The following is a 23,759-nucleotide window of genomic DNA, read 5'->3' as shown; positions in this document are numbered from 1 at the left end:
GAAAAAGCATTGGACTTTTACGTTCAATGCTTTTTTTGTGTTTGACTTATATTTTTATATTTTACACTCCATTTTTATAAAGATAAAAAGAATAGATCGCAGGAATTATTCCTATTATCATAAATGTTAAAAAAATCAAATATTCATTTCCTATAAAGGGAGTCAATAAGAAAAATATTCCTCCAAGTATAAAAAAATATCCTGCTAGTCTATGAGTTTTGTTCCAATTTTCATCACTATTTAAAGTCCAAGGAAGTTTTATTCCAACTGTATAATTTCTTTTTGTTTTTGGCAAATAATTTCCAATTAAAATTAAAAGAAAACCTACGAATATAGAAATAATTACCATAACATTGATCTTTTTTCCAAGCCCATAAAAAACGCTGATTACAAAAGTTATGAGCATAACCAAAGGAATTGTTGCCTTGCCGATTGTTATTACAAAATTATTTTTGTCTTTGTTTTTTGGATCGTTATCAAGCATAAAGCAAGAAAAAATATTTAAAAAAATCAAAAGCAAGGGAGTTGTTATTAGGGTTGTAAATTTACTTGAATAGCCATCAATTTTGTTATTGAATCCCCAATGAGTAGGCAAAGTTTCTGGCATTTTTTTGTAAAATAATAAATTTACAAGGGCAAACAACAAGATAGAAATAATAACTGAGATTACACTTTCTTTTTTAAATTTAATTTTATTTTTCATTTTCTACTCCTTTAAATTTCACAAACCAAGCCATTATATCCTCAAAAATACTTGTGTTTAGCTCGTAATAAATAAAATTTTTCTTTTTTGTTTCATAAATTAAATCTTCATTTTTTAATAATTTTAAATGGTGGGAGATGGTTGCCTTTGATAAGTCAAAATTTTCAGCAATTTCTCCTGCATTCATAGATCCTTTTTTTCTCAATAAATTTAAAATTTCAATTCTTACCGGATCAGATAAAGCTTTAAAAGTATCAGAAAACAATTTATCACTCCCTTTCGATCTATTTTGATAATTATCTAAATAGCTATTTTTATTATAGAATGTAAAATTAAAAAAGTCAAATCTATTTCGAAAAAAATCTAAATAGATTTAACTTAAAATTATTTTAAAATTTTTAAAAGCTAAGAATTTTTTATTTTTTTAAAAAATTATTTCCAATGACAATTAAACTGATTACTAGACTTTTGAATATTTTAGCATTGTAAATATAATAATATATAAATAAGGAGAATTATGGCTGAGATTTTTTATAGAACCTATCCAAAAAAATTGAATAAAGATAAATCAGATTTGGGTTTTGTGGATATTTATGATCTTGATAAAAGATTTATGCTTGCAAAAATTCTTGGGATTGATTGTTTGATAATAGAAGATATTTTTAAAAAGGATAAAAAGAATTTTTTTGATTATTCGCAAGTTGATAAAAATTTGGGGCAAACTAGAGATTTTGTAGGAGAAATTTTATTGTGTCATGAGCTTTCTTTGTCTATAATTTTAAGGATTGATATAAATAAAATGAATGGGCAAATGGAAGCGAAAAATATTTTGGCAATTTTAAATTTTTGGATTGATAAGGGGGTTGATGGATTTTTATTTGATGATTGTAAAAATTCTAAAATAAATTTTAGGGAAGTCCTTTTATATTTGAAAAAATCTTACAAAAATCTGATTTTAATTGTAAATACAAAAAATGGGGAAGAATATAAAAATATTTGTAAAATTGTAGACTTATCTTATAAAAGTATGGAAAATGAAAATTTGAAAGAATTTATTTTAAATGAAAATAAAAATTCAAACATATTTTCTTTAAATGATGATTTTGATTTTTCTTGTCTTAATTTTTTGGACTTTAAACATTTTTACACAATATCAGCAAAACTTATAGCTATTATTACACTAATAAGGCAAAATGATATTTTTATTAAAGAAGGGGAAGAAACTTTATATTATTTAGACAAAATTGACTCTAGGATAAGAAAGGAAATATTTGATTTTTATAGGAAGATTTTTTTGGTAAGATATGATTATCTTGATATAATTAGAAGTGGATATTTTCCTATTAAATTAAAGGATGAAGATGTTCTTTCTTATATGTTTTATGATGGGAAAAAAGCTCTTGTGATTTTAAATAATCTTTGTCAAAAAGATATAATAGTTGATTTGCCAAAATTTATTGATATAAGAAAATCAAATTTTGTAATTGGAAATATCTCCAAACGAACTATAGTAAAAAATATTAATTTAAGAGCTTATGAATCTTTTGTATTTGAAACTTACATAAAATAATTTATAAAAGGAGATAAGAATGGTTGAAAAAAATAATAAATTTGTACCAGAAGTACATTCAAAACTTAGAAAATCTTTTATAACAATGCCTGAAGAAATTTATAAGGCAAGTGGAATAAAAATTTATGAAAAAAGAATAAAATCACTTTTATTTACAACAGACCTTGCCATAATTAGAAATACTAATGCAGATTCTATTATGGCAGTTTATCCTTACACTCCACAAAATACAATTGCTCAATCAATTATTTCTACTGCATCAGTTCCATGTTTTATTGGTGTTGGTGGAGGTACAACTCAAGGAGCAAGATCAAAATATATTGCTTTTGATGCAGAGCTTGAAGGAGCTTATGGTGTTGTTGTAAATTCTCCGATTCCAAATGAAGATATTAAAGCAATCTCAGAATTTGTAGACATACCAGTGATTGCAACTGTAACTGGATTTAAAGACGATGTTTTGGGGAAAATAGAAGCTGGCGCAGAAATTTTAAATGTATCTGGCGGACCAAAAACTCCAGAGCTTGTCGCTGAAATTAGAAAAATAATTGGAGATAAATTTCCAATTATAGCGACAGGTGGAAGCAAATCTGAATCAATTAAAAAAACAATTGACGCAGGAGCAAATGCAATTTCCTACACAGCACCATCATCAGCAGAAGTTTTTGGAGAAATGATGGATAGGTATAGGAAGTAGGATTTATATTTTTTAATATTTTAATAAGGAGAAAAAATGTATAAGGGCTACATAACAGATATTGAAGGAATAAAAGTAGGTCATGCTCAAAATTTTGATGCAGGAACTGGTCTTACGGTTTTAATTCCTCCAAAGGGAAATACTGCAAGTGTTGATGTAAGAGGGGGAGGTCCTGGAACTCGTGAAACTGATCTTTTAAATCCTGTAAATACTGTAAGTGAAGTTTCAGCTCTTGTTTTATCTGGTGGTTCATCTTATGGCCTTGCAGGTTCAATTGGAGTTGTTGAAGAGTTAGAAAAAGATGGGATTGGTTTTAAGGTACCAAGCGGAATTGTTCCCATAGTTCCCCAAGCAATTTTGTACGATTTGGATTATAAATCTTATAAAATTAGACCAGACAAAAAAATGGGAAGTGATGCTTATAAAAATGCAAGTTTTGATGAAAATCGTCAAGGAATAATTGGAGCGGGGACTGGAGCTACAGTTGGAAAGGCCTTGGGAAAAGAATTTTCTATGAAATCAGGACTTGGATCTGCAACAATTTGTCTTGGAGATTTAAAATTTTCTGCAATAGTTGCAGTAAATGCTATGGGGGATATTTTTGACGATGAAGAAAATAAACAAATTGCAGGAATTTTAAAAAATAATAAATTCATTCCAACTCTTGAAGTTTTAGAAAAAATATCTGAAAAAAATTCTTTGAACACAACAATTGGAATTGTTGCAACAAATGGAAAATTTTCTAAAACTGAGCTTAGAAAAATCGCCTCAATGACTCACAACGGCTATGCCAGAGCGATTAGACCAGTTCATACAATGATGGATGGAGATACAATTTTCTCCCTTGCGACTAATAAGGTTGATGCTGATATAAATCTTGTGGGAAGCCTTGGGGCAAAGGTTATGGCACGTGCGATTGCAAATGCAATTTATTTTTCTAATATAGAAAATTCTTGTGAATTTATTTGAGAAAATAATTGACTTTTAAAACTGTTTATAGTAACATAGATAAGAATTCTCTACTCCGACAAAAGATCGGGGTCAAAGACCAAAGGGAGGTGAAATAGATGAATAACTACGAAGCAGTATTGATTTACAAACCAGAAGTTTCAGATGAAGAAAGAAATAAATCTTTAGAAATCTTCAAAGGCATTATAGCTGAAAGTGGAGAAGTAGAATCTGTAGATGACTGGGGAAAAAGAAAACTTGCATACGAAATCAACTATATCAAAGAAGGATATTACTATATCGTTGATTTTAAAGCTAGTGGTGACCACATCAAAGAATTTGAAAGAAGACTTAGAATATCTGATTTGATTCTTAGATACATGGTAATCAGAAAAGAGGACTAAATGAATAAAGTTTTTCTTATAGGAAGACTCACAAAAGATCCAGATTTAAGATATACCCAATCTGGGCAAGCAGTTGTTAGTTTTTCTTTAGCAGTTGATAGAGGTTTAAGTAAACAAAAAAGACAAGAAATGGAATCAATGAATCGTCCAACAGCTGATTTTCCACGTATAACAGTATGGGGAGTACAAGCTGAAAATGTATCAAGATATCTAAAAAAAGGAAATCAATGTGCGATAGATGGTAGAATCCAAACAGGTTCTTACCAAGATAAAGATGGAAAAACAGTCTACACAACTGATGTTGTAGCAGACAGAGTTGAATTTTTAGAATCAAGATCAGATGGTCAATATCAAAATTATAACAATCCAATGAACCAAGATAATGGTTTTGGAAATATGAACCAAGAAAGATCTTACAATAATTCAAATAATTTCCAACAAAATAACAATCAAAACATGAATAATAATGATGACTTTTTTGACGATGACTTTACAGAAATTGAAGACGACGGAAGAATTCCTTTCTAGATTTTAGGAGGATAAAATGCGTAGAAATTTCAGACCAAGAAAAAAAGTCGATCCATTTGTCAAAGACCCTTCAAAAGTAATAGATTACAAGGATATTGATACTCTAAAAAGATTTGTTTCTGATAGAGGAAAGATCCTTCCAAGAAGAGTTACAGGACTAAATGCGAAACATCAAAGAGAAATTACAAGAGCAATCAAAAGAGCTAGACAAGTAGCTTTATTGCCATACGAAGATAATTAAAGATAAATAGAATATATAAACTTTCAATAAGCAAGCAAAGGCACCAAAAGGTGTCTTTTTTTTATATAAAAGTAAAATAAAATTATGGAAATAAATAAAAAAAGATATAGGGATGTGGATTCCTATTTTAAAAGAAAATTTAATAAAAAAATAATAAAAATTCCCCTTGATGGAGGATTTACTTGCCCAAATAGGGACGGAAAAATTTCAAAATTAGGTTGTATTTATTGTTCAGAAAATGGAGCTGGAGATTTTACAAAATACGATGATTTGAATAAGCAAATTGATTATCAAATAAAAAGATTAAAAAATCCAAAAAGAAAAGAAGGCTACATGGCATATTTTCAAAATTTTACATCAACCTATGGAGATTTTGAAAAAATTAAAAAATTATTTTATAAGGCTATAAATAATCCAAATATCATGGGCTTATCTATTGCAACTCGTGCGGATTGTCTTTCAGATGAAGTGATTGAGCTTTTAGATGATTTAAATAAAAAAACTTTTCTAATTGTTGAGCTTGGTCTTCAATCTGTAAATGAAAAATCTATTGAATTTATAAACAGAGGATATTCTCACAAAGAATTTGATGAGGGATTTTTGAAGTTAAAAGAAAAAAATATAAAAACTTTGGCTCATCTTATAATTGGTCTTCCAAACGAAGATTTGAATGATTATCTTGGAGCTATTTCTTATATAAACGAAAGAGAATTTTGGGCAATTAAAATTCACAATCTTTATATAGAAAAAGGTTCTAGAATTTATGATTATTATTTGAAAAATCAAAATGAATTTACTATGACTTTGGATGAGTTTGTCGATTATGTTATACTTATTTTGGAGTATTTAAATCCAAATATAATTGTCCAAAGACTAACCGGAGATGGACGTCGTGATAAAATTGTTTGGCCGATTTGGTCAAAAAATAAGGCGAAAGTTTTATCTAAAATTGATAAAAAATTAAAAGATTTAAATAAAAATCAGGGGGATTTATGGAAAGAGAAATAGGAAGCTTTTTTATAGAAGGTTATAATTTTAATAAAAAAACTTATGATAACAAGGACAATACACTTTTATTGGTAATTGATTTGCAAGAAAAATTGATGCCAGCAATTTATGAATCTGATAAAATAATTAAAAATTCAGCTTGTCTATTAAAAGTTTTTGAAATGTACGGAATTAAAAAAATTGCAACAGAACAATATCCAAAAGGACTTGGACAAAGCGTAGATGAAATAAAAGAAAATCTTGATGATGAGAATATTTTTTCAAAAACAAGCTTTGATGCAATAACAGATGAAGTTTCTTCTTATTTAAAAGAAAATAAAATCACAAATGTAATAATTACAGGAGCAGAAACTCATATTTGTGTTTATCAAACAGTAAGAAGATTATTATTTGAAGGCTACAAAGTTTTTGTAGTTGAAGATGCAGTTTCAAGCTTTAATGAGAAACAAAAATCTTTAGGATTAAAAGCTATGTCTGATATGGGAGCAAGCCTTGTAAATACGGAAATGCTGATGTTCGATTTGGCAAGTGATGCAAAAGATGAAAATTTTAAAGAAATTTCTAAAATGGTAAAAAATTTAAGAAAATAATTTAGCCTTCTTATGAAGGCTATTTTTGTGCTTATTTTTATTTTTTTTTATAATAAATAATTTCTAAATAATCCTTGATGAATTTTTCTTTTTATCTTATTATATATTGATACAAGTTTGGTGTTTTGTGTTTTAAAATTGTTAAAAATATTAGGTAAATTTGCAATAAGTTTACAAAAAATATTTTATATAATTTAATTGATAAAACCGACTTATTTGCTTGTATCTGACTTTATTTATAATAAAATATATAAGGTAGATATTTTTATTCTATTTGTATTTAAATATTTTAATATATAGGAAAGGAAAATGTATGAATTTACATATGGGACTTGATGTCGGTTCTACGACTGTGAAGATTGTTATTACTGATGAAAATTTTAACATTCTTTATTCAGTTTATAGACGACATAAATCAGATGTAAAACAAACAGTTACAAATGTTTTGATGGAGGCCTATGACAGATTTAAAGATGATTATCTTACCGTAAATGTTACAGGCTCTGGTGGAATGTTTGTTGAAAAATATTTAGGCATTAATTTTGTTCAAGAAGTTATTGCTGAAACAAAAGCTATAAAAAAATTTATTCCTCAAACTGATGTTGTAATAGAACTTGGGGGCGAGGATTCGAAAATAACCTACCTCAAAGGCTCTGTTGAGCAAAGAATGAATTCAATTTGTGCTGGTGGAACGGGTGCTTTTATTGATCAAATGGCAGCTCTTCTTGATACAGACGCTAAAGGTTTAAATGAATTAAGTAAAAATTATAAAAAAATTTATCCAATAGCAAGTCGTTGTGGGGTTTTTGCAAAAACTGATATTCAAGCTCTTATGAATCAGGGGGCAAGCAGGGAAGATATAGCAATTTCTGTTTTTCAATCAGTTGTAAACCAAACAATTTCAAATCTTGCTTGTGGAAGACCAATAAAGGGAAATGTAACTTTCTTAGGAGGACCACTTCATTTTTTGAAGGCTTTAAGAGATAGATTTATTGAAACTTTGGGCGAAGAAGAAAATAATTTTTATATTCCAGAAGATGCAGAGCTTTATGTGGCAAAGGGTGCTGCAATTTTATCTGAAAATGAAAAGCCAATTTCTTACAAATCTCTTATAAAATCTTTGGAAGAAGATAAAAAAGTTGATATGGAAATGACCAAGAAAATGGATAGGCTTTTTGAAGATGAAAAAGACTACGGAGAATTTAAGAAAAGACACAAGACTAATCTTGTAAAATATAAAAATATTGAAGATTATGAAGGAGAAATTTTTCTTGGAATTGATGCAGGATCAACCACCTCAAAAATTGTTTTAATCAGCAAAGACAATGAAATTTTACACCAAGATTATAGGATGAATTTGGGAAAACCTCTTGAAGTTGTAATTTCTATGTTAAAAGATGCCTATAAAAAAATTCCTGCAAAAGCAAAAATTGTTTCATCAGGAATTTGTGGCTATGGGGAAGAATTTATTAGAAATGCTCTCCACATTGACAACGGCGAAGTTGAAACTATAGCCCATTATTCTGCGGCAAAATTTTTCAATCCAGATGTAGATTTTATTTTGGATATTGGCGGACAAGATATGAAAGCTATGCACATTCGTGATGGAATTATAGATTCAATCCAATTAAACGAATCTTGTTCATCAGGCTGCGGGTCATTTTTATCAACTTTTGCAGCAAGCGTCGGTCTTTCTGTAGAAGAATTTCAACAAAAAGCTCTTTTTGCAAAAGAACCAGCAGATTTGGGTTCAAGATGTACAGTTTTTATGAATTCAAAGGTAAAACAAGCCCAAAAAGAAGGATCAGATGTTTCTGATATAGCGGCAGGACTTTGTTATTCCGTAATAAAAAATGCCATCCAAAAAGTTATAAAAGTTCGCGATCCAAAATCTTTGGGGAAAAATATAGTTGTTCAAGGTGGAACTTTTTATGGAGATGCAATTTTAAGAGCCTTTGAAAAGTTATCATCAAGAAGTGTAACAAGACCAGAAATTTCAGGCCTTATGGGGGCTATGGGCATGGCTTTGATTTCCAAAGAAAAATCAACAGGCCATTCCAAAATTTTATCAGAAAATGAAATAGATAATTTTACCTATACACAAAAATCTGCAAGGTGTGGAAGATGTACAAATAATTGTTCCCTACAAATAAATATTTTCCCAGACGGATCAAGATTTATAACAGGAAATAGGTGCGAAAGAGGAGCTGGAGTAAAACAAGAAGAAACTTTGGCAGATCTTAATATGTACAAATTTAAAAACAAACTTTTGTTTGATAGGAAAACTTTGGGGGAGAAAAATATTTTTGGAAAAGTTGGACTACCAAGAGTTTTAAATATGTACGAAGATTATCCTTTTTGGCATGAATTTTTTACTTCCTTAGGTTTTGATGTTATTTTGTCAGATGAATCAAACAGGAAAATTTATGAAAAAGGAATTGCAACAATTTCATCAGAAACTGCTTGCTATCCTGCAAAAATTGCCCACGGTCATATAGAAAATTTACTAGAAAAAAATATAGATATGATTTTTTATCCTGCAATTTTTTATGAGTACAAGCAATTTGATAAGGCACAAAATCACATGAATTGTCCAGTTGTTTCAGGTTATCCTGATGTAATTGAAAATAATGTTGATGGACTTAAAAATATAAAATATTTAGCACCATATCTTTCATTTGAATCTGAAAAAATTATTGGAGATAGGCTGGTTGAAATTTTTGAAGGATATGAGCATGATGGATATGTTTTGAAGAAAAATCAAATAATAAATGCTGTAAAAAATGCTTGGCAAAAACAAACCGACTACCATGAAGATATAAGAAAAAAAGGTAGGGAAATTTTAGAATATGTTCATGTGAATAAAGAAAAAGCCATCGTTCTTGCAGGTCGTCCTTATCATATTGATCCAGAAATAAATCATGGAATACCAGAATTGATTGAATCAATGAGAATTCCAGTTTTATCAGAAGATGCCCTTGCTTATTCAACAGAAGATTTGGAAAAAGAAACAAGGGTTTTGGACCAATGGTCTTATCATGCAAGACTTTACAGAGCGGCAGAATTTGTAGGAAAAGATCCTTGCCTTCAATTAGTTCAATTAAATTCATTTGGTTGTGGACTTGATGCAGTAACAACCGACCAAGTTCAAGATATTTTAGAGGCAAACGGAAAAATTTATACCTTGTTAAAAATTGATGAGGTTTCAAATCTTGGAGCTGTAAAAATCAGAATTAGATCATTAATTCAAGCACTAGACCAACAAGATGACAAAGACCTTCATTTAAGAAAAAGAAAAGATAAAATTTCTTATGAAAATCATGAATTTACAAAGGCAATGAAGGAAGAAGGCTATACAATTCTTGCCCCACAAATGGCAAGAGAGCATTTCCAAATTTTGGAAAAACTTTTTAATGGAAATGGATACAAAATAGAATTTTTAAATAAAGTTGACGAGAAAGTAATAGATAATGGATTAAAATATGTAAATAATGATTCATGTTATCCTTCAATTACAGTTGTAGGTCAATTTATGGAAGCTGTAAATTCTGGAAGATATGACCCAAACAAATTAGCGCTTCTTATGACTCAAACAGGAGGAGCTTGTCGTGCATCAAATTATGTAGGATATATTAGAAAAGCCTTAAAAGATGCTGGCTATCCACAAATTCCAGTTATTGCCTTATCAGCTCAAGGAATAGAATCACACTCAGGCTTTGATTTAAAAAAAGTTTCAAATATTCCTTTACTAGTAAATTCACTAAGAGCTTTGTTATTGGGAGATTTAATAAATAGAGTTTCAAACGCTACAAGACCTTATGAAAAAGAAAAAGGCTCTGTAGATAAATTGAAAGAAAAATGGATTGAAATTTGTAGAGATAATATTGTAAAAATGAGTTCAAAATCTTACAGAAAAATTATAAACGATATTGTAGAAGATTTTGATGAGATTGAAGTTTTAGATATAAAAAAACCAAAAGCAGGAATTGTTGGAGAAATTCTTGTAAAATATTTAAAAGAAGCAAACAACCATTTGCAAGATACACTAGAAGCAGAAGGAGCCGAAGTAATAGTTCCAGATTTAACAGACTTTTTTATGTATTGTCTTGCAAACACACAAATAAAAAAAGATTTATATGGCAAAAGTCCAATGACAGCATTTTTTGGAAAAACAGCCATAAACACAATAGAATTTTATAGAAAGCCAATAAGAAAGGCTTTAAGAAATTCAAAAAGATTTGATGAGCCAGTGTATATAAATGACGTAAAGACTTTTGCAAAAGAAGTTACAAGTCTTGGTAATCAAGCAGGAGAAGGCTGGCTACTTGCAGGCGAAATGATAGAATTAATTCATCAAGATGCACCAAATATAGTTTGCATACAACCATTTGGTTGCTTACCAAACCACATCACAGGCAAGGGAGTAATGAAAAAAATCAGAGAAATTTACCCACAAGCAAACGTAGTAGCAATAGACTACGACCCAGGTGCAAGCGAAGTAAATCAAATAAATAGAGTAAAACTAATGATGAGCCAAGCAAGAGAAAATCTAAAAGAAAATGTAAAAGCATAAAAAAATCTAGCAGTTTTTGCTAGATTTTTTTTATAAATTTTTCAACATGATTTGTGATGATTCCATTGGGATTTAAAATTTCTAATTTTTCATAATCTTCCTTTTTATTTGAAAACCAAATATTAGTCAAAACTCCCATATTTTTTAAATCAATAATTTCTTTTTGACTAACGGCAGTATTTTTTGGATGATAATATTGCAAATTTAAATCCTTGCAAATACTTTTTATATTATCAACTTTTTTGCTAGTCAAATAGGCTAGGGGAATTTCAGTATCAATTTCTCTAATTCTTTTTAAAGAATTTAAATTAAAAGAAGAAATAATAATTTTATCGACCAGGCCGTAAGCATAAATTTTCCCCATCAAAAGTTTTTCGATATTTTTATATTCAATCACATTTGTTTTTACTTCAATATTTGTAATAATATCCTTGTCCTTAAAATAAGAGAAATATTCATCAATATCAGAAATTTTTATATTTTCAAAATTTTTATTGTAAGAAAAAGAATATTTTTGTAATTCTTCTAGGCTATGATCTTTTATAAAACCAGAACCATCACTTGTTCTATCAATTTTTTCATCGTGAATTATAATTAATTCCTTATTTTTTGATAAATGAACATCAAGTTCAATAGCATAAACACCCATTTCATAAGCTTTTTTAAAAGCAAGCATAGTATTTTCTGGATAAAGGGAAGAAAAGCCCCTGTGCGCAATAATTTTCATAAAGCCTCCTAGTAATTTATACCCAAAATAAAAATATAAATATTTGACAATATATTTAGAACTTGGTATTATATTTAAGTACTCGCAGGATTGGCGGAATTGGCAGACGCGCAAGACTAAGGATCTTGTGTCCGATTTTAGGACGTGGAAGTTCAAATCTTCTATCCTGCACCAAATTTATGCACTCAAAAGCGAGTGCTTTTTTTGTGTTTATTTTTAAATTTTCGTTTTTAAAATATATTTTTTGATTTTTCTTATAAAATTTTTAGAAAGAGTTGAGTTTTAATTTAAAATTAATAAGCAACTTACGAAAATATATAGTTATAAATTTATCTAAAAGGAAAATGTTTTTTTATTTTTGTTTTTAATGTATTTTTGAAAAAAATTTTTAAAAAATTCAAATTTCTATGAAGTCTAGCACTTTAAATATAGATGTTATAAGTTTTGACTTATGGTTGCGATTATAAATTAATAATTTTACTATTAAAAACGTTTTCTATATAATTATATTTGAAAAAAGCTACTAATATTTATTATAATTGTAAGTGATTTGAAATTATAAATTGAAAATCGCTTAGTGAATTAATGGAGGAAATAATGACTAAGTTTCGTAGAGAACATGATTCTGTTGGTGAAATGGATATTTTAGAAAATGCTTATTATGGTGCAAATGCCAAAAGAGCTGAGGAAAATTTTCCAATAACAGGTCTTAAAGCTGATGATAAATTTTTGGATGCTATGGTTGAAGTTAAAAAGGCTGCAGCTTTTGAAAATGAAAAATTAGATTTAATTTCAAAAGACCAAAAGGATGCTATTGTTTATGCTTGTGATAAAATTCTTGCTGGAGAATATAGGGATAATTTTATTGTTGATCCAATTCAAGGTGGAGCTGGAACAAGTTATAACATGAATACTAATGAAATTATTGCAAATATTGCAAATGAAAAACTTGGTGGAGGCCTTGGAGTTTACGATAAGGTTCATCCAAATGATGATGTAAATAAGGGTCAATCAACTAATGATGTTATTCCAACAAGTGGAAAGATTGCTCTTGTTAGATATTTTATTGAACTTAAAGATGAATGTGAAAAACTTTTAAAATCTTTTGAAAAAAAAGCGGATGAATTTAAAGATGTTTACAAAATGGGTCGTACTCAATTGCAAGATGCTGTTCCTATAAGTTTAGGTCAAGAATTTAATGCTTATCATTCTGTAATTAAAAGAGATTATAAGAGAATTCAAAAAGCTATTGATGAATTATCAAATGTAAATTTGGGAGCTACTGCAATTGGAACAGGTCTTAATGCAGATAGAACTTATGTAAAAGAAATTGTTGGTGTTTTAAAAGATGTAACAGGTCTTGATTTAAAACAAGCAGAAGATTTGGTTGATGGCACACAAAATTTGGACGGATTTTTATATGCTTCATCAATTTTAAAAACTTTTGCGGTTTCACTTTCAAAAATTTCTAACGATTTAAGACTAATGTCTTCAGGTCCTCAAACAGGAATTGGCGATATTAATTTACCAGTTAGACAAGCAGGTTCTTCAATAATGCCTGGAAAAGTAAATCCTGTAATCCCAGAAGTTGTAAGCCAAGTTGCTTTTGCAGTTTGTGGAAATGATACTACTGTTACAATGGCAGTTGAAGCTGGACAACTTGAACTTAATGCTTTTGAGCCTGTAATATTTTATAAACTTTTTGAATCATTAAGAGCTTTAAAGGGTGCAATTTATACATTAAGAGTTAATTGTATTGATGGTATAACTGCTAATAAAGAATTATTATTAGAAGAAGTTGAACAATGTGTAGGACTTGTTACAGCCCTTGCCCCACATATTGGATATGAAAAATCAAGTAAGATTGCACACAAGGCACAAGAGAGTGGAAAAACTGTAAGAGAAATTGTTCTTGAAGAAAAATTATTAGGAGAAGATGAACTCGATAAGATTTTAGATTTCAAAAAAATGATTACACCTGGAATCTTAGAAGAGGACAAATTGGAAGAAAAATAAATTTTTAGATGATAAATATTAGGAGGATAAGATGACTACAAATGAAAATAAAAAAATGAGCGCAACTAAAAAAATATTATTGTCAATGCTCATTGGTCTTGTAGTAGGTATAGGACTTCATTATATAGTACCCGACGGATTTTTTAAAAAATCTGTTTTGATTGATGGAGTATTTTTCTTATTTGGTCAAGGCTTTGTTAGATTATTACAAATGCTTGTAGTACCACTTGTATTTTTCTCAATTGGTACTGGCGTTATGCAAATGAGAGATGTTTCACAATTTGGAAGAGTTGCTATAAGAACTCTTGTTTTATATTTGATAACTACTGCACTTGCAATTGCCATAGCCTTATTCATAGCAAAATTATTAAAACCAGGCGTTGGAATGAATCTTGCTGAGGCTACAAAATCAGCAGCACCAACAGCAGATGCGAAAGAAGCCCCAACACTAATTGAAACTTTGGTAAATATAATTCCAAAAAATCCTATAGAATCTTTGGCAAACGGAGATATGCTCCAAGTAATTTTCTGGGCATTTTTGTCTGGTATAGTTATAGGAAGATTTGGTCAAGAATTAAAATTATTAGAAGATTTTATGAATGTTGGCAATGATTTTATGATGAAAGTTACAGCTTTAGTTATGAAAGCTGCTCCAATCGGAGTATTTGCTCTAATAGCAAGAACATTTACAGATATTGGACTTGGCATAGTAGGACCACTTCTTACATTTTTGGGATCAGTATTAAGCTCAATGGTAATATTGGTAGTTTTAGCTTACATTCCATTAATTGTAATTACATCAAAGACAAGTCCTAGTCATTTTTTGAAAAAAGTATTCCCAGTTTATACCTTTGCTTTTTCATCAGCATCATCAAATGCAACAATACCATTAACACTTTCATCATGTGATACACTTGGAGTTCCTAGAGAAATTTCATCATTTACAATTCCACTAGGAGCGACAATCAACATGAATGGTACAGCAATATACCAAGGATGCGCAGTAATATTTATAGCAAATGCTTATGGAATAGATTTGACATTTGGAAATTTAGTTACAGTAGTATTAACAGCGGTTTTATCATCAATTGGTACAGCAGGAGTTCCAGGAAGTGGAATGATAATGCTATCAATGGTTCTTTCATCAGTAGGTCTTCCAGTAGAAGGCGTAAGCTTAATTATGAGTGTTGAAAGAATTGTAGATATGTTTAGAACAGCACTTAACGTAACAGGAGATGTTGTGTCAACATTTGTTTCTGCAACTAAAGAAAACTTATTAGATAAAAATAGATATTTATCTGATGAAAAACCAGAAATGGAAGAGGTTGATTTTTAATTATGAAAAATTTCTTTGTGATTTTGGGAGGAATGGGAACTTTGGCTACAACAAATTTTTTAAATGATTTAAATGAAGCTTATAAGCCAAGCTCAGATCAAGAATATTTAAATTATTTGGTGGTAAATCACGCCACAATTCCTGATAGGACTTCCTTTATATTAAAAAAATCAAAAGAAAATCCATTTGATTTTCTAAAAGAAGATATAGAAAGTGTTGATAAATTAAATCCAGATTTTTACGTGATTACTTGTAACACAGCACATTTTTTCTATGATGATTTACAAAAATTAACAAAAAAACCAATCATAAATATGATTGAGCTTGTTGAAAATAAATTAAATAAAATCAAAAAGCCTTCTACAATTGGAATTTTTGCAACAGAAGGAACGATAAAAAGTAAATTATTTAATAACATAATAGAAAGATGTTCTCATAAGGCTTTCGTTTCATCAAGAAAAATTCAAGATAATATAAATGAATGTCTTTATGGTGATGTAAAAGAAAAAGGGACAATTAATTTTGAAAGATACCACAACACTTTGAAAGAAATGATGGATCAAGGATGCGATTATATAATTATAGGATGCACAGAAGCTTCATATATAAATAGCAAAGATGAAAATTCAAATCTTTATCCATTAATAGATAGTGAAAAAGAATTGGTAAATGAGAGTTTGAAGTTAGGACTTAAACTTCAAAAAAATATAGACATTTAGGAGCAAATATGTCAGAGATGGACTTGGAATATATTAGAGCTATTTTAAAATATGGTTCTATTACTGCAGCCTCAAAAAAAATTTATATTTCCCAATCAGCTTTAAGCCAACACATAATTAGGATTGAGAAAAAATTGGGAGTTGAAATATTTAATAGGGATTTTAAACCTATAAAACTTACTGAGGCTGGCATAATTTATAAAAAGTCCCTTGAAGATATAGAAAAATTAAAAGAAAATACTCTTTTAAAAATTGAAGAAATAAATAAGTTAAAAATCGGAGAGCTATCAATTGGTTCTACCGATTATCAAACTTATTTTTTTCTATCAAAAGTTTTAAAAGATTTTAATGAAGATTATCCAGGAATAAAAATAAATTTATTAGAAGCTAAAACTAATCAGTTAAACACTTTTGCCCTAAATGGTTTGTGTGATTTTTCAATAACTTATGAAACTGATATGTTTGATGATTTGGAAAGCATAAATCTTTATAGAGAAGATGTATATTTGGCTATGTCAAAAGAAAATAAATTAAAAAATGATTTGTCAGGCAAAGGAAAAGTAAAAACAATTAGTGCCAAAAAACTTGCAGGGCAAAATATTATAAGAATGAAAAAAGGACAAAATCTTATTTTGCAATACCAAGAGCTTGATAAATTTACAGAAAATTCTTTAAATACGGTTTTAGAAACAGATTCAATCTTTATAGCTGAAAAATGTGTAAGAGAAAATATGGGCCTTGCCATTTTGCCTGAAAAAATGCTAAAAGAAAAGAAGGATGACCTTATATATTTCAAATTAAAAGAAGGCTTATCATCAAGAACTACTATGATAAATTATTCCAAAAATCACAAATTAAAAACTATTGCAAAAATATTTATAGATAGGTTAAAAAGATACGCTAAAGAAGAATTTTAAAATCGAGGTAAAAAATGAAATACAGACAAGAAGAAGATTCTCTAGGGATAGTAAATGTTCCAGCTAATCATTTTTGGGGAGCACAAACTGAAAGATCCTTAGAAAATTTTCCTCAAGAAGTTGAAAAAATGCCACATTCTCAAATTATGGCAATAGCAAGTATAAAAAGATGTGCTGCTATTGTAAATAATAAAGAAAAAAAATTAGATGATAATAAAAAAGAATTGATTGTAAAAGCTTGCGATAGAATTTTAAAGGGAGAATTCGACAATGAATTTCCATTAACAGTTTGGCAAACAGGCTCTGGCACTCAAACGAATATGAATGTCAATGAAGTTATAAGCCATATTGCAAATGAAAATGAAAAAATAATTCATCCAAACGACCATGTAAATATGAGCCAATCTTCAAATGATGTTTTCCCAACAGCAATGCATCTTTCAACTTATAAAAATTTATCAGAAAAATTATTAGAAGAATTACCAAAAACAATTGATGCAATTAAAAAATTGGAAGATGAAAATAAAAATATAATAAAAACAGGAAGAACTCATCTTCAAGATGCAACTCCTTTAAAACTTTCTCAAGAAATTTCTGCTTGGCGAGTGTGCCTTGAAAGAGATTTGAAAGTTTTAAAAGAAGTAAAAGAAGAATTGACCTACCTTGCTATAGGTGGTACTGCTGTTGGAACAGGAATAAATGCAAAAAAAGAATTTGGTAATGAAATGGCAAAAGAGCTTTCAGATTTTTATGGTTTTGAATTTAAATCAGATGAGAATAAATTTTACCAATTATCATCAAAATCTGCTCTTGTAAATGTTCACGGAACAATAAAAGCTCTTGCGACAGATCTTTATAAAATTGCAAATGATATAAGATTTTTATCTTGTGGGCCAAGATGTGGAATAAGTGAGTTAATAATTCCTGCAAACGAACCAGGCTCATCAATTATGCCTGGAAAAGTAAATCCAACTCAAGTTGAATCAATTACTATGGTTTGTATAAAAATAATGGCAAATGATTTTGCAATTTCAATGGCAAACACTCAAGGCCAATTACAGCTAAACACATACATGCCTTTGATAATTCATTCAATGGACAATTCAATTACACTTTTGTCTAAATCATTAAAATGTTTTAGGGAAAAATTATTAGAAGGACTTGTTGCAAATGAAAAAAATATTGCAAAAAATTTAGAAAATTCTCTTATGCTTGTAACAAGTTTATCTCCACATATTGGATACGATAAGGCAAGCAAAATTGCAAAATATGCTTATAAAAATAATTTAACATTAAAACAAGCTTGTCACGAATTAAAATATTTAAGCGATGAAGAATTTGATGAAATAGTAAAACCAGAAAAAATGGTATAAGGAGAAAATAATGGAAAATCTAAAAGAAAAAGCACTTGACTTACACAAAGAGATTCAAGGAAAAATTTCAACAGAATTAAAAACAAAATTGGAAAACAAAGATGATTTATCTTTAGTATATTCTCCAGGAGTTGCTGAACCTTGTAAAAAAATCCACGAAAACGAAGACGACGCTTACGTTTATACTGGAAAAGCAAATACAATTGCAGTTATTTCTGATGGAACAGCTGTGTTGGGACTTGGAAATATTGGGCCAAAAGCAGCACTTCCTGTAATGGAAGGAAAGGCTTGTTTGTTTAAAAAATTTGGCGGACTTAATGCAGTTCCACTTGTAATTGATACAACAGACACAGAAGAGATAATTAAATTTGTAAAACAAGTTTCACCAACATTTGGCGGAGTAAATCTTGAAGATATTTCTTCTCCAAGATGTATAGAAATTGAAACAAGATTAAAAGAAGAATTAGATATTCCAGTTTTTCACGACGACCAACACGGAACAGCAATAGTTACAATTGCAGCTTTAATAAATTCTTTAAAACTTGTAAATAAAAAGCCAGAAGAATGTAATGTAGTCATCTCAGGAGTTGGAGCTGCAGGCTCATCAATTGTAAGAATGTTAAATGATTTTGGAATTAATGACATATATGCTTTTAATTCTAGAGGAATTTTAAGAGAAGACGAAAAATATTCAAAAGATTTATACAACAAACTTGCTAAAGAAACAAACAAAGAAAATAAAAATTTAACACTAGAAGAAGCGATGGCAGACGCTGATATTTTTGTAGGAGTTTCTGTACCAAATAAAGTAAGCAAAGAAATGGTAAAATCTATGAGACGTGATCCAATAGTTTTGGCTATGGCAAATCCAGATCCAGAAATTACTTATGAAGATGCAAAAGAAGCAGGAGCAAGAGTTGTTGGAACAGGAAGAAGCGATTATCCAAATCAAGTTAATAATGTTTTAGCTTTCCCTGGACTTTTTAAAGGAGCTTTGTCAGTTCGTGCTACAAAAATTACAGAAAAAATGAAAGTTGCGGCAGCAGAAGCTATTGCAAGTTTAATTCCTGATGAAAAAATTTCAGAAGATTACGTAATACCATCAGCATTTGATTTAGGAGTTGCTGATGTTGTTGCAGAAGCTGTAGCAAAATGTGCAAGAGAAGAAGGAATTTCTCAAAAATAAAAATAATTAAATATTTTAAGCAAAAATAAATTAAATTCTCCCTATTAAAATTAAGAGGGAGAATTTTTTTGTGAAAATTTATTTTTAAAAAATCAATTTAAAGCCATCAACTTGACAAATGTTTTCCTAAATGATAAATTAATATAAATAATATCTAAATTTTAAATTAGGTATGTAGTATGTGATTAATGATTATTTTAGTTAAAATCAAATTTTGAAACTATTTTAGTCATTAATTTTTTTGTTTTTAATAATTTGTGCAGATTTTGGAGAGGGATTTTATGATTAGATCTTATAAATGTATCGACAATCCACAAAAACCTATTAGCTATGATATTTTATTAAATCCAAATAAAATGGCAGATTATGCTTGTGGAGAAAAATTTATTTCCTTGCCACTTCTTCCTATGATTTCTCTTTGTTTGGGAGTTGAATTTGAAAATGGAATCAAGGCAAATCCGATTTTTGAAAAAATTCAAGATGTGAAACTTGAAATGAATTATGAAAAAGAAGAATACAAGGCAATGGTTAAATCCATAGAAATTATTGATAATAAAAAAACTGTAATTGAAATGAGAGGGCCTCTTGCTATTTTGGATAATCTTTTGGGAATAGAAAAGATAATGAGGGCTATGAGAAAAAATAGGGAAAATTTGATTTTTCTCTACGATGAATTTATTGAAATTTATCTTGAATATATTAAGAAAATGCAAGAGATGGGAATTACAATTTTTAGTTTTGCTGAAAGCATTTTGGATATAAAATTATTTGGACCAAGAGAAGTAGAAAATTATGTGGATGATTTTTTGCTTAAATTTTTAAAAGAAATAAGAATTTTGCAAAAAGAAAATCCATTTACCTTTCATCTTTGTCCAAAATCAAGCCTTATCCTTGTTGATTTAGAAAAGGCGGAATTTTTTCCTATTGAATATGAAAGTCCTAAAAAATATATAGATATTTTATATGAAAATAAGACATTGCTTGGAGATAGGTGTTTGAATTTGGCAGATAAAAAATTTAAAAGTGTAAATAAAATAATTTTGAAGGAGGAATAGATGACTAGTCAAAAAGAATATCTTGATAAAATGGCAGAAATGGTTGTTGAAATGGAAGATGAGGAAATAGGAGATTTGTGCCGTGAGTATTTAAAAGAAGGTTATGATCCAGAGGAAGCTATTTTTAATGGACTAATTAAGGGGATGAATGAAGTTGGAAGACTTTTTGAAGAGGAAGAATATTTTATTTCAGACTTATTAATTTGTTCGGATGCTATGTATAACGGCATTGATGTTTTGAAAGAAAAAATTGAAAGCTACGGAGAAAATAACCTTGCCACAGCTGTTATTGGAGTTGTTGAAGGCGATACTCATGATATTGGGAAAAATCTTGTGAAATTGATGCTTGAAGTTAATGGTTTTAAAATGATTGATTTGGGCAAGGATGTTCCTTGTGAAAAATTTGTTGATGAGGCAATCAAAAATGATGCTCAATTTATTATGATGTCAACACTTATGACAACGACTATGGCAAATATGAAAAAAGTAATTGATATTTTAAATGAAAGAAATATTCGCGACCAATTTATTGTAATGGTTGGTGGCGGTCCAGTTTCTGAAAGTTTTGCAAAAGATATTGGAGCTGATGCCTACAGTGAAAATGCAAATGAGGCAGTAAAGGTTGCAAAAAGTTTAATTAAAAATCATGAAAATTGAAATTGAAAATTTGAATAAAATTATTGATTCAAAAGGAAAAAATATCCTAGAAAGTCTACTTGAAAATAATATAAAAATCGATAATTTTTGTAACGGCAAGGGGACTTGTGGAAAATGTAAAATTAAAATTTTAAAGGGAAGTCTTAATCCAATCACATCTTTAGAAAAATCTTTGTTAAGCGATGATGAGATAAATTCAGGGATTCGACTAGCTTGCCTAAGTTTTCCTAAAACTGACCTTAAAATTAAAACTATCAGCAATTTTCTAGATTTTAAAATTTTGGACTTAGGGGAAATTCCTGATTTTAAAATGAAATTTCATGAAGGTTTTGGTCTTTGTCTTGATATTGGGACTACAAGTCTTGCAATCTACTTGGTTGATTTATCAACTGGGGAAATTATAGATAAAAATTCTTCTATAAATTCTCAGGTAAAATATGGACTTGACGTCATGACAAGAATTAGTTTTGAATATGAAAATGAAAATGGTAAAAATTTACTTCAAGAAGAAATTATAAAAAGTATCAATAATTTAATTGATGAGCTTGTAAATAAAAACGAAATTGAAAGAAGTCAAATTAAAAAACTTGTAATTGGAGCAAATACTACCATGCTTCACATGCTAGTAGGCGAAGATGTGAAATCTTTTGGGAAATTTCCTTACAAGGCAAAATTTTTAAATTCTTTAAAAATTAATTCCAAAGACCTTGGTCTTAATATTTCTGCAAAAATTTATACTCTTCCAAATGTTTCAGCTTTTGTTGGAAGTGATATTGTAGCAGGGGTATATTTGACGGATTTAAAAAATCAAAAAAATACACTTTTTATCGATATTGGAACAAATGGAGAGATAGTTTTAAAAACAAAGGATAAACTTTACGCAACGTCAACTGCGGCAGGTCCCGCCCTTGAGGGGATGAATATTTCTTGTGGCATGCGAGCAGAAAGCGGGGCTATTGACTCAGTAAAAATTCAAGATGAAAATATAAAATTTTCTACAATAGACAATAAAAAGCCCGTAGGAATTTGTGGGAGTGGACTTTTAAGTTTAGTAGCTCAAATCATTGAGAAAGATTTTGTAAATAAAAGAGGAAGGATTTTAGATCCAGAAAAATTAGAAAAAGATGATTATAGGAAAAATTTTATAAGAGAAGATGAAAATAAAAAAAGAATTATAATTTTAGATTCAAAGGAAAATATTTATATAAGTCAAAAAGACATTAGGCAGGTTCAGCTTGCAAAAGGAGCAATTTTATCAGGATTTTTAATTCTTCTTGAAAAAGAAAATATAAATATAGAAGATTTAAATTCTGTAATAATAGCAGGTGGCTTTGGAAGTCATCTAAAAAAAGAAGATTTGACAGGCGTTGGCATCTTGCCAAAAAAAGTAGAAGAAAAGATAAGATATGTTGGAAATTCTTCCCTAATCGGAGCCTATATGGCATTGATGAATGAAGATATTATTAAAGAAATGGAAGATTTAGCCCAAAATATAGCTTATTTGGACCTTGCAACAAGTAAAAATTATGAAAGAAAATTTGCGAAAGCAATGCAATTTTAAGGAGAAAAAAATGAAAAATTTCAAAAAATTATTAACAGTTCTTACCCTAACAACTTTAACCCTAACTTCATGTGGGGATAGAAATGAAGAAAAAAATTCTAACAATTCAAATCCAACAAGCATAGTAAGCGTTGAGTCTAGCGAAAAAGAAGAGGTCACAAATGTAAGTATTTTAATTAAAGATACAGTAAATGAAAAAGAAATTTTAAAAGAAGAGGGAAAAATTGATAAGGATGGTCTTCAAAAATATCTTGAAGAAAATCACAAGGCAAAATTTGAAGACGGAATGATGACAGAACTTGAAGGAATAAAACAAGACAAAGAAAAAAATCAATACTGGATGTATTATGTAAATGGAGAAATGGCTGAAGTTGGAATTGGCGATTACCTTCCAAAAGAAAATGACCAAATAGAATTTAGATTTGAACAAATGTAGATGGATACAAAAAAACTTACAAGACTTGCAAGTCTTTGTGCGATTTGTGTAATCACAAGGATATATTTAAAATTAATTCCAAATGTCCAAATCTTATCTGATATAATTTTAATTCTTGCAATAAATGGAAAGCTTGACGAATCTTTGATTGTAAATGCGACTACTATGATCATAACAAGTTTTTTTCTAGGTTTTGGCTACTGGGTTATATTTCAAGTTTTGGATTTTGGAATTTTGGGAATTTCAAATTTTATTTTATTTAATAAAATAAAAATCAAAAGAACAAAAATAAATAAGGCAATTGCTCTAGGGCTTTCTGGATTTATTTATGGATTTTTGATTACTATAATGCAAGTCTTATTTATGAGTGGCAATATTTTTACTTTTTTTGGACTTTATGCTGGATCAATTCCTTTTGATATTAACCACATGGTTGGAAATATTGTAATATATATTTTTCTTATCTTTAGGCTTGAAAAATATATTATGGGAGAAAAGCATTTTAAAAATTAAGGAG

The 23,759-nt window shown here is 28.9% G+C and carries 23 protein-coding genes and 1 tRNA gene; 21 read left to right on the top strand and 3 right to left on the bottom strand.

The window, feature by feature from the left end:
- Positions 1-61 precede the first annotated feature (61 nt).
- Together HMPREF0078_RS05915 and HMPREF0078_RS05910 are read right to left on the bottom strand one after the other, a co-directional pair.
- Complete coding sequence (locus HMPREF0078_RS05915) at positions 62-703, bottom strand: SdpI family protein (protein WP_004839221.1); 642 nt, start codon at positions 701-703, stop codon at positions 62-64.
- Positions 693-968 carry an autorepressor SdpR family transcription factor gene (locus tag HMPREF0078_RS05910; RefSeq protein ID WP_004839220.1) on the bottom strand — a complete coding sequence of 92 codons (276 nt, stop codon included), beginning with the start codon at positions 966-968 and terminating at the stop codon, positions 693-695. The genes HMPREF0078_RS05915 and HMPREF0078_RS05910 overlap by 11 nt, the downstream gene beginning before the upstream one ends.
- Before the next feature lie 252 nt (positions 969-1,220).
- Here HMPREF0078_RS05910 and HMPREF0078_RS05905 point away from each other — a divergent pair, with 252 nt between their 5' ends.
- From HMPREF0078_RS05905 to HMPREF0078_RS05865, 9 genes are all read left to right on the top strand, one after another.
- Positions 1,221-2,273: an alpha-amylase family protein gene (locus tag HMPREF0078_RS05905; RefSeq protein ID WP_004839219.1), complete on the top strand. Its 1,053-nt coding sequence runs from the start codon at positions 1,221-1,223 to the stop codon at positions 2,271-2,273.
- Positions 2,274-2,292: 19 nt separating this feature from the next.
- A complete protein-coding gene (locus HMPREF0078_RS05900; protein ID WP_004839218.1) occupies positions 2,293-2,967 on the top strand; it encodes a beta/alpha barrel domain-containing protein in 675 nt (224 codons plus the stop codon).
- A 36-nt stretch (positions 2,968-3,003) separates the two neighbouring features.
- Complete coding sequence (locus tag HMPREF0078_RS05895) at positions 3,004-3,936, top strand: P1 family peptidase (RefSeq protein WP_004839217.1); 933 nt, start codon at positions 3,004-3,006, stop codon at positions 3,934-3,936.
- Positions 3,937-4,034: 98 nt separating this feature from the next.
- A complete protein-coding gene (gene rpsF / locus HMPREF0078_RS05890) occupies positions 4,035-4,319 on the top strand; it encodes a 30S ribosomal protein S6 (RefSeq protein ID WP_004839216.1) in 285 nt (94 codons plus the stop codon).
- Complete coding sequence (locus tag HMPREF0078_RS05885; protein ID WP_004839215.1) at positions 4,320-4,847, top strand: single-stranded DNA-binding protein; 528 nt, start codon at positions 4,320-4,322, stop codon at positions 4,845-4,847. It abuts the gene before it with no gap.
- A gap of 16 nt (positions 4,848-4,863) precedes the next feature.
- A complete protein-coding gene (rpsR, locus tag HMPREF0078_RS05880) occupies positions 4,864-5,088 on the top strand; it encodes a 30S ribosomal protein S18 (protein ID WP_004839214.1) in 225 nt (74 codons plus the stop codon).
- 84 nt (positions 5,089-5,172) lie between these two features.
- Positions 5,173-6,096, top strand: a complete 924-nt coding sequence (locus HMPREF0078_RS05875) for a TIGR01212 family radical SAM protein (RefSeq protein WP_004839213.1) — start codon at positions 5,173-5,175, stop codon at positions 6,094-6,096.
- The gene (locus HMPREF0078_RS05870) at positions 6,081-6,686 is read left to right on the top strand and encodes an isochorismatase family protein (protein ID WP_004839212.1); all 606 of its coding nucleotides are present in this window, start codon (positions 6,081-6,083) and stop codon (positions 6,684-6,686) included. The genes HMPREF0078_RS05875 and HMPREF0078_RS05870 overlap by 16 nt, the downstream gene beginning before the upstream one ends.
- 313 nt (positions 6,687-6,999) lie before the next feature.
- Positions 7,000-11,259 (top strand): 2-hydroxyacyl-CoA dehydratase, encoded by a 4,260-nt coding sequence (locus HMPREF0078_RS05865; protein ID WP_004839211.1) that lies wholly within the window; start codon positions 7,000-7,002, stop codon positions 11,257-11,259.
- A 19-nt stretch (positions 11,260-11,278) separates the two neighbouring features.
- Here the strand turns inward: HMPREF0078_RS05865 and HMPREF0078_RS05860 are convergent, their stop codons facing one another.
- Positions 11,279-11,986, bottom strand: coding sequence for a glycerophosphodiester phosphodiesterase family protein (locus tag HMPREF0078_RS05860; RefSeq protein WP_004839210.1), 708 nt, complete (start codon positions 11,984-11,986; stop codon positions 11,279-11,281).
- A gap of 84 nt (positions 11,987-12,070) precedes the next feature.
- Between HMPREF0078_RS05860 and HMPREF0078_RS05855 the strand changes: the two genes are divergently transcribed.
- The 12 genes from HMPREF0078_RS05855 to HMPREF0078_RS05800 all read left to right on the top strand — a co-directional run bounded on the left by HMPREF0078_RS05855 (position 12,071) and on the right by HMPREF0078_RS05800 (position 23,755).
- Positions 12,071-12,160: transfer RNA gene (locus tag HMPREF0078_RS05855), tRNA-Leu, on the top strand.
- Between the two features lie 423 nt (positions 12,161-12,583).
- Positions 12,584-14,002: an aspartate ammonia-lyase gene (locus HMPREF0078_RS05850; protein WP_039920566.1), complete on the top strand. Its 1,419-nt coding sequence runs from the start codon at positions 12,584-12,586 to the stop codon at positions 14,000-14,002.
- Between the two features lie 31 nt (positions 14,003-14,033).
- Positions 14,034-15,338 (top strand): dicarboxylate/amino acid:cation symporter, encoded by a 1,305-nt coding sequence (locus HMPREF0078_RS05845; RefSeq protein WP_004839208.1) that lies wholly within the window; start codon positions 14,034-14,036, stop codon positions 15,336-15,338.
- 2 nt (positions 15,339-15,340) lie between these two features.
- A complete protein-coding gene (locus HMPREF0078_RS05840; RefSeq protein ID WP_004839205.1) occupies positions 15,341-16,057 on the top strand; it encodes an aspartate/glutamate racemase family protein in 717 nt (238 codons plus the stop codon).
- A gap of 8 nt (positions 16,058-16,065) precedes the next feature.
- Positions 16,066-16,974 (top strand): LysR family transcriptional regulator, encoded by a 909-nt coding sequence (locus tag HMPREF0078_RS05835; protein WP_004839204.1) that lies wholly within the window; start codon positions 16,066-16,068, stop codon positions 16,972-16,974.
- Between the two features lie 14 nt (positions 16,975-16,988).
- Positions 16,989-18,347 (top strand): class II fumarate hydratase, encoded by a 1,359-nt coding sequence (locus tag HMPREF0078_RS05830; RefSeq protein ID WP_004839203.1) that lies wholly within the window; start codon positions 16,989-16,991, stop codon positions 18,345-18,347.
- Positions 18,348-18,357: 10 nt separating this feature from the next.
- Positions 18,358-19,533: an NAD(P)-dependent malic enzyme gene (locus tag HMPREF0078_RS05825; RefSeq protein ID WP_004839202.1), complete on the top strand. Its 1,176-nt coding sequence runs from the start codon at positions 18,358-18,360 to the stop codon at positions 19,531-19,533.
- 281 nt (positions 19,534-19,814) lie between these two features.
- The gene (locus HMPREF0078_RS05820; protein ID WP_004839201.1) at positions 19,815-20,588 is read left to right on the top strand and encodes a uroporphyrinogen decarboxylase family protein; all 774 of its coding nucleotides are present in this window, start codon (positions 19,815-19,817) and stop codon (positions 20,586-20,588) included.
- The gene (locus HMPREF0078_RS05815) at positions 20,589-21,245 is read left to right on the top strand and encodes a corrinoid protein (protein ID WP_004839200.1); all 657 of its coding nucleotides are present in this window, start codon (positions 20,589-20,591) and stop codon (positions 21,243-21,245) included. It begins immediately after the preceding gene.
- Complete coding sequence (locus HMPREF0078_RS05810; protein WP_004839199.1) at positions 21,235-22,806, top strand: ASKHA domain-containing protein; 1,572 nt, start codon at positions 21,235-21,237, stop codon at positions 22,804-22,806. Before HMPREF0078_RS05815 ends, HMPREF0078_RS05810 begins: the two co-directional genes overlap by 11 nt.
- Before the next feature lie 10 nt (positions 22,807-22,816).
- On the top strand, positions 22,817-23,242 hold the full coding sequence (locus HMPREF0078_RS05805; protein WP_004839194.1) for a DUF4430 domain-containing protein: 426 nt from the start codon (positions 22,817-22,819) through the stop codon (positions 23,240-23,242).
- Complete coding sequence (locus tag HMPREF0078_RS05800; RefSeq protein ID WP_004839193.1) at positions 23,243-23,755, top strand: hypothetical protein; 513 nt, start codon at positions 23,243-23,245, stop codon at positions 23,753-23,755. It abuts the gene before it with no gap.
- Positions 23,756-23,759 lie beyond the last annotated feature (4 nt).

Source organism: Anaerococcus vaginalis ATCC 51170, assembly GCF_000163295.1.
Lineage (GTDB): Bacteria > Bacillota > Clostridia > Tissierellales > Peptoniphilaceae > Anaerococcus > Anaerococcus vaginalis.
This window is presented reverse-complemented; position numbering and strand designations above follow the sequence as displayed.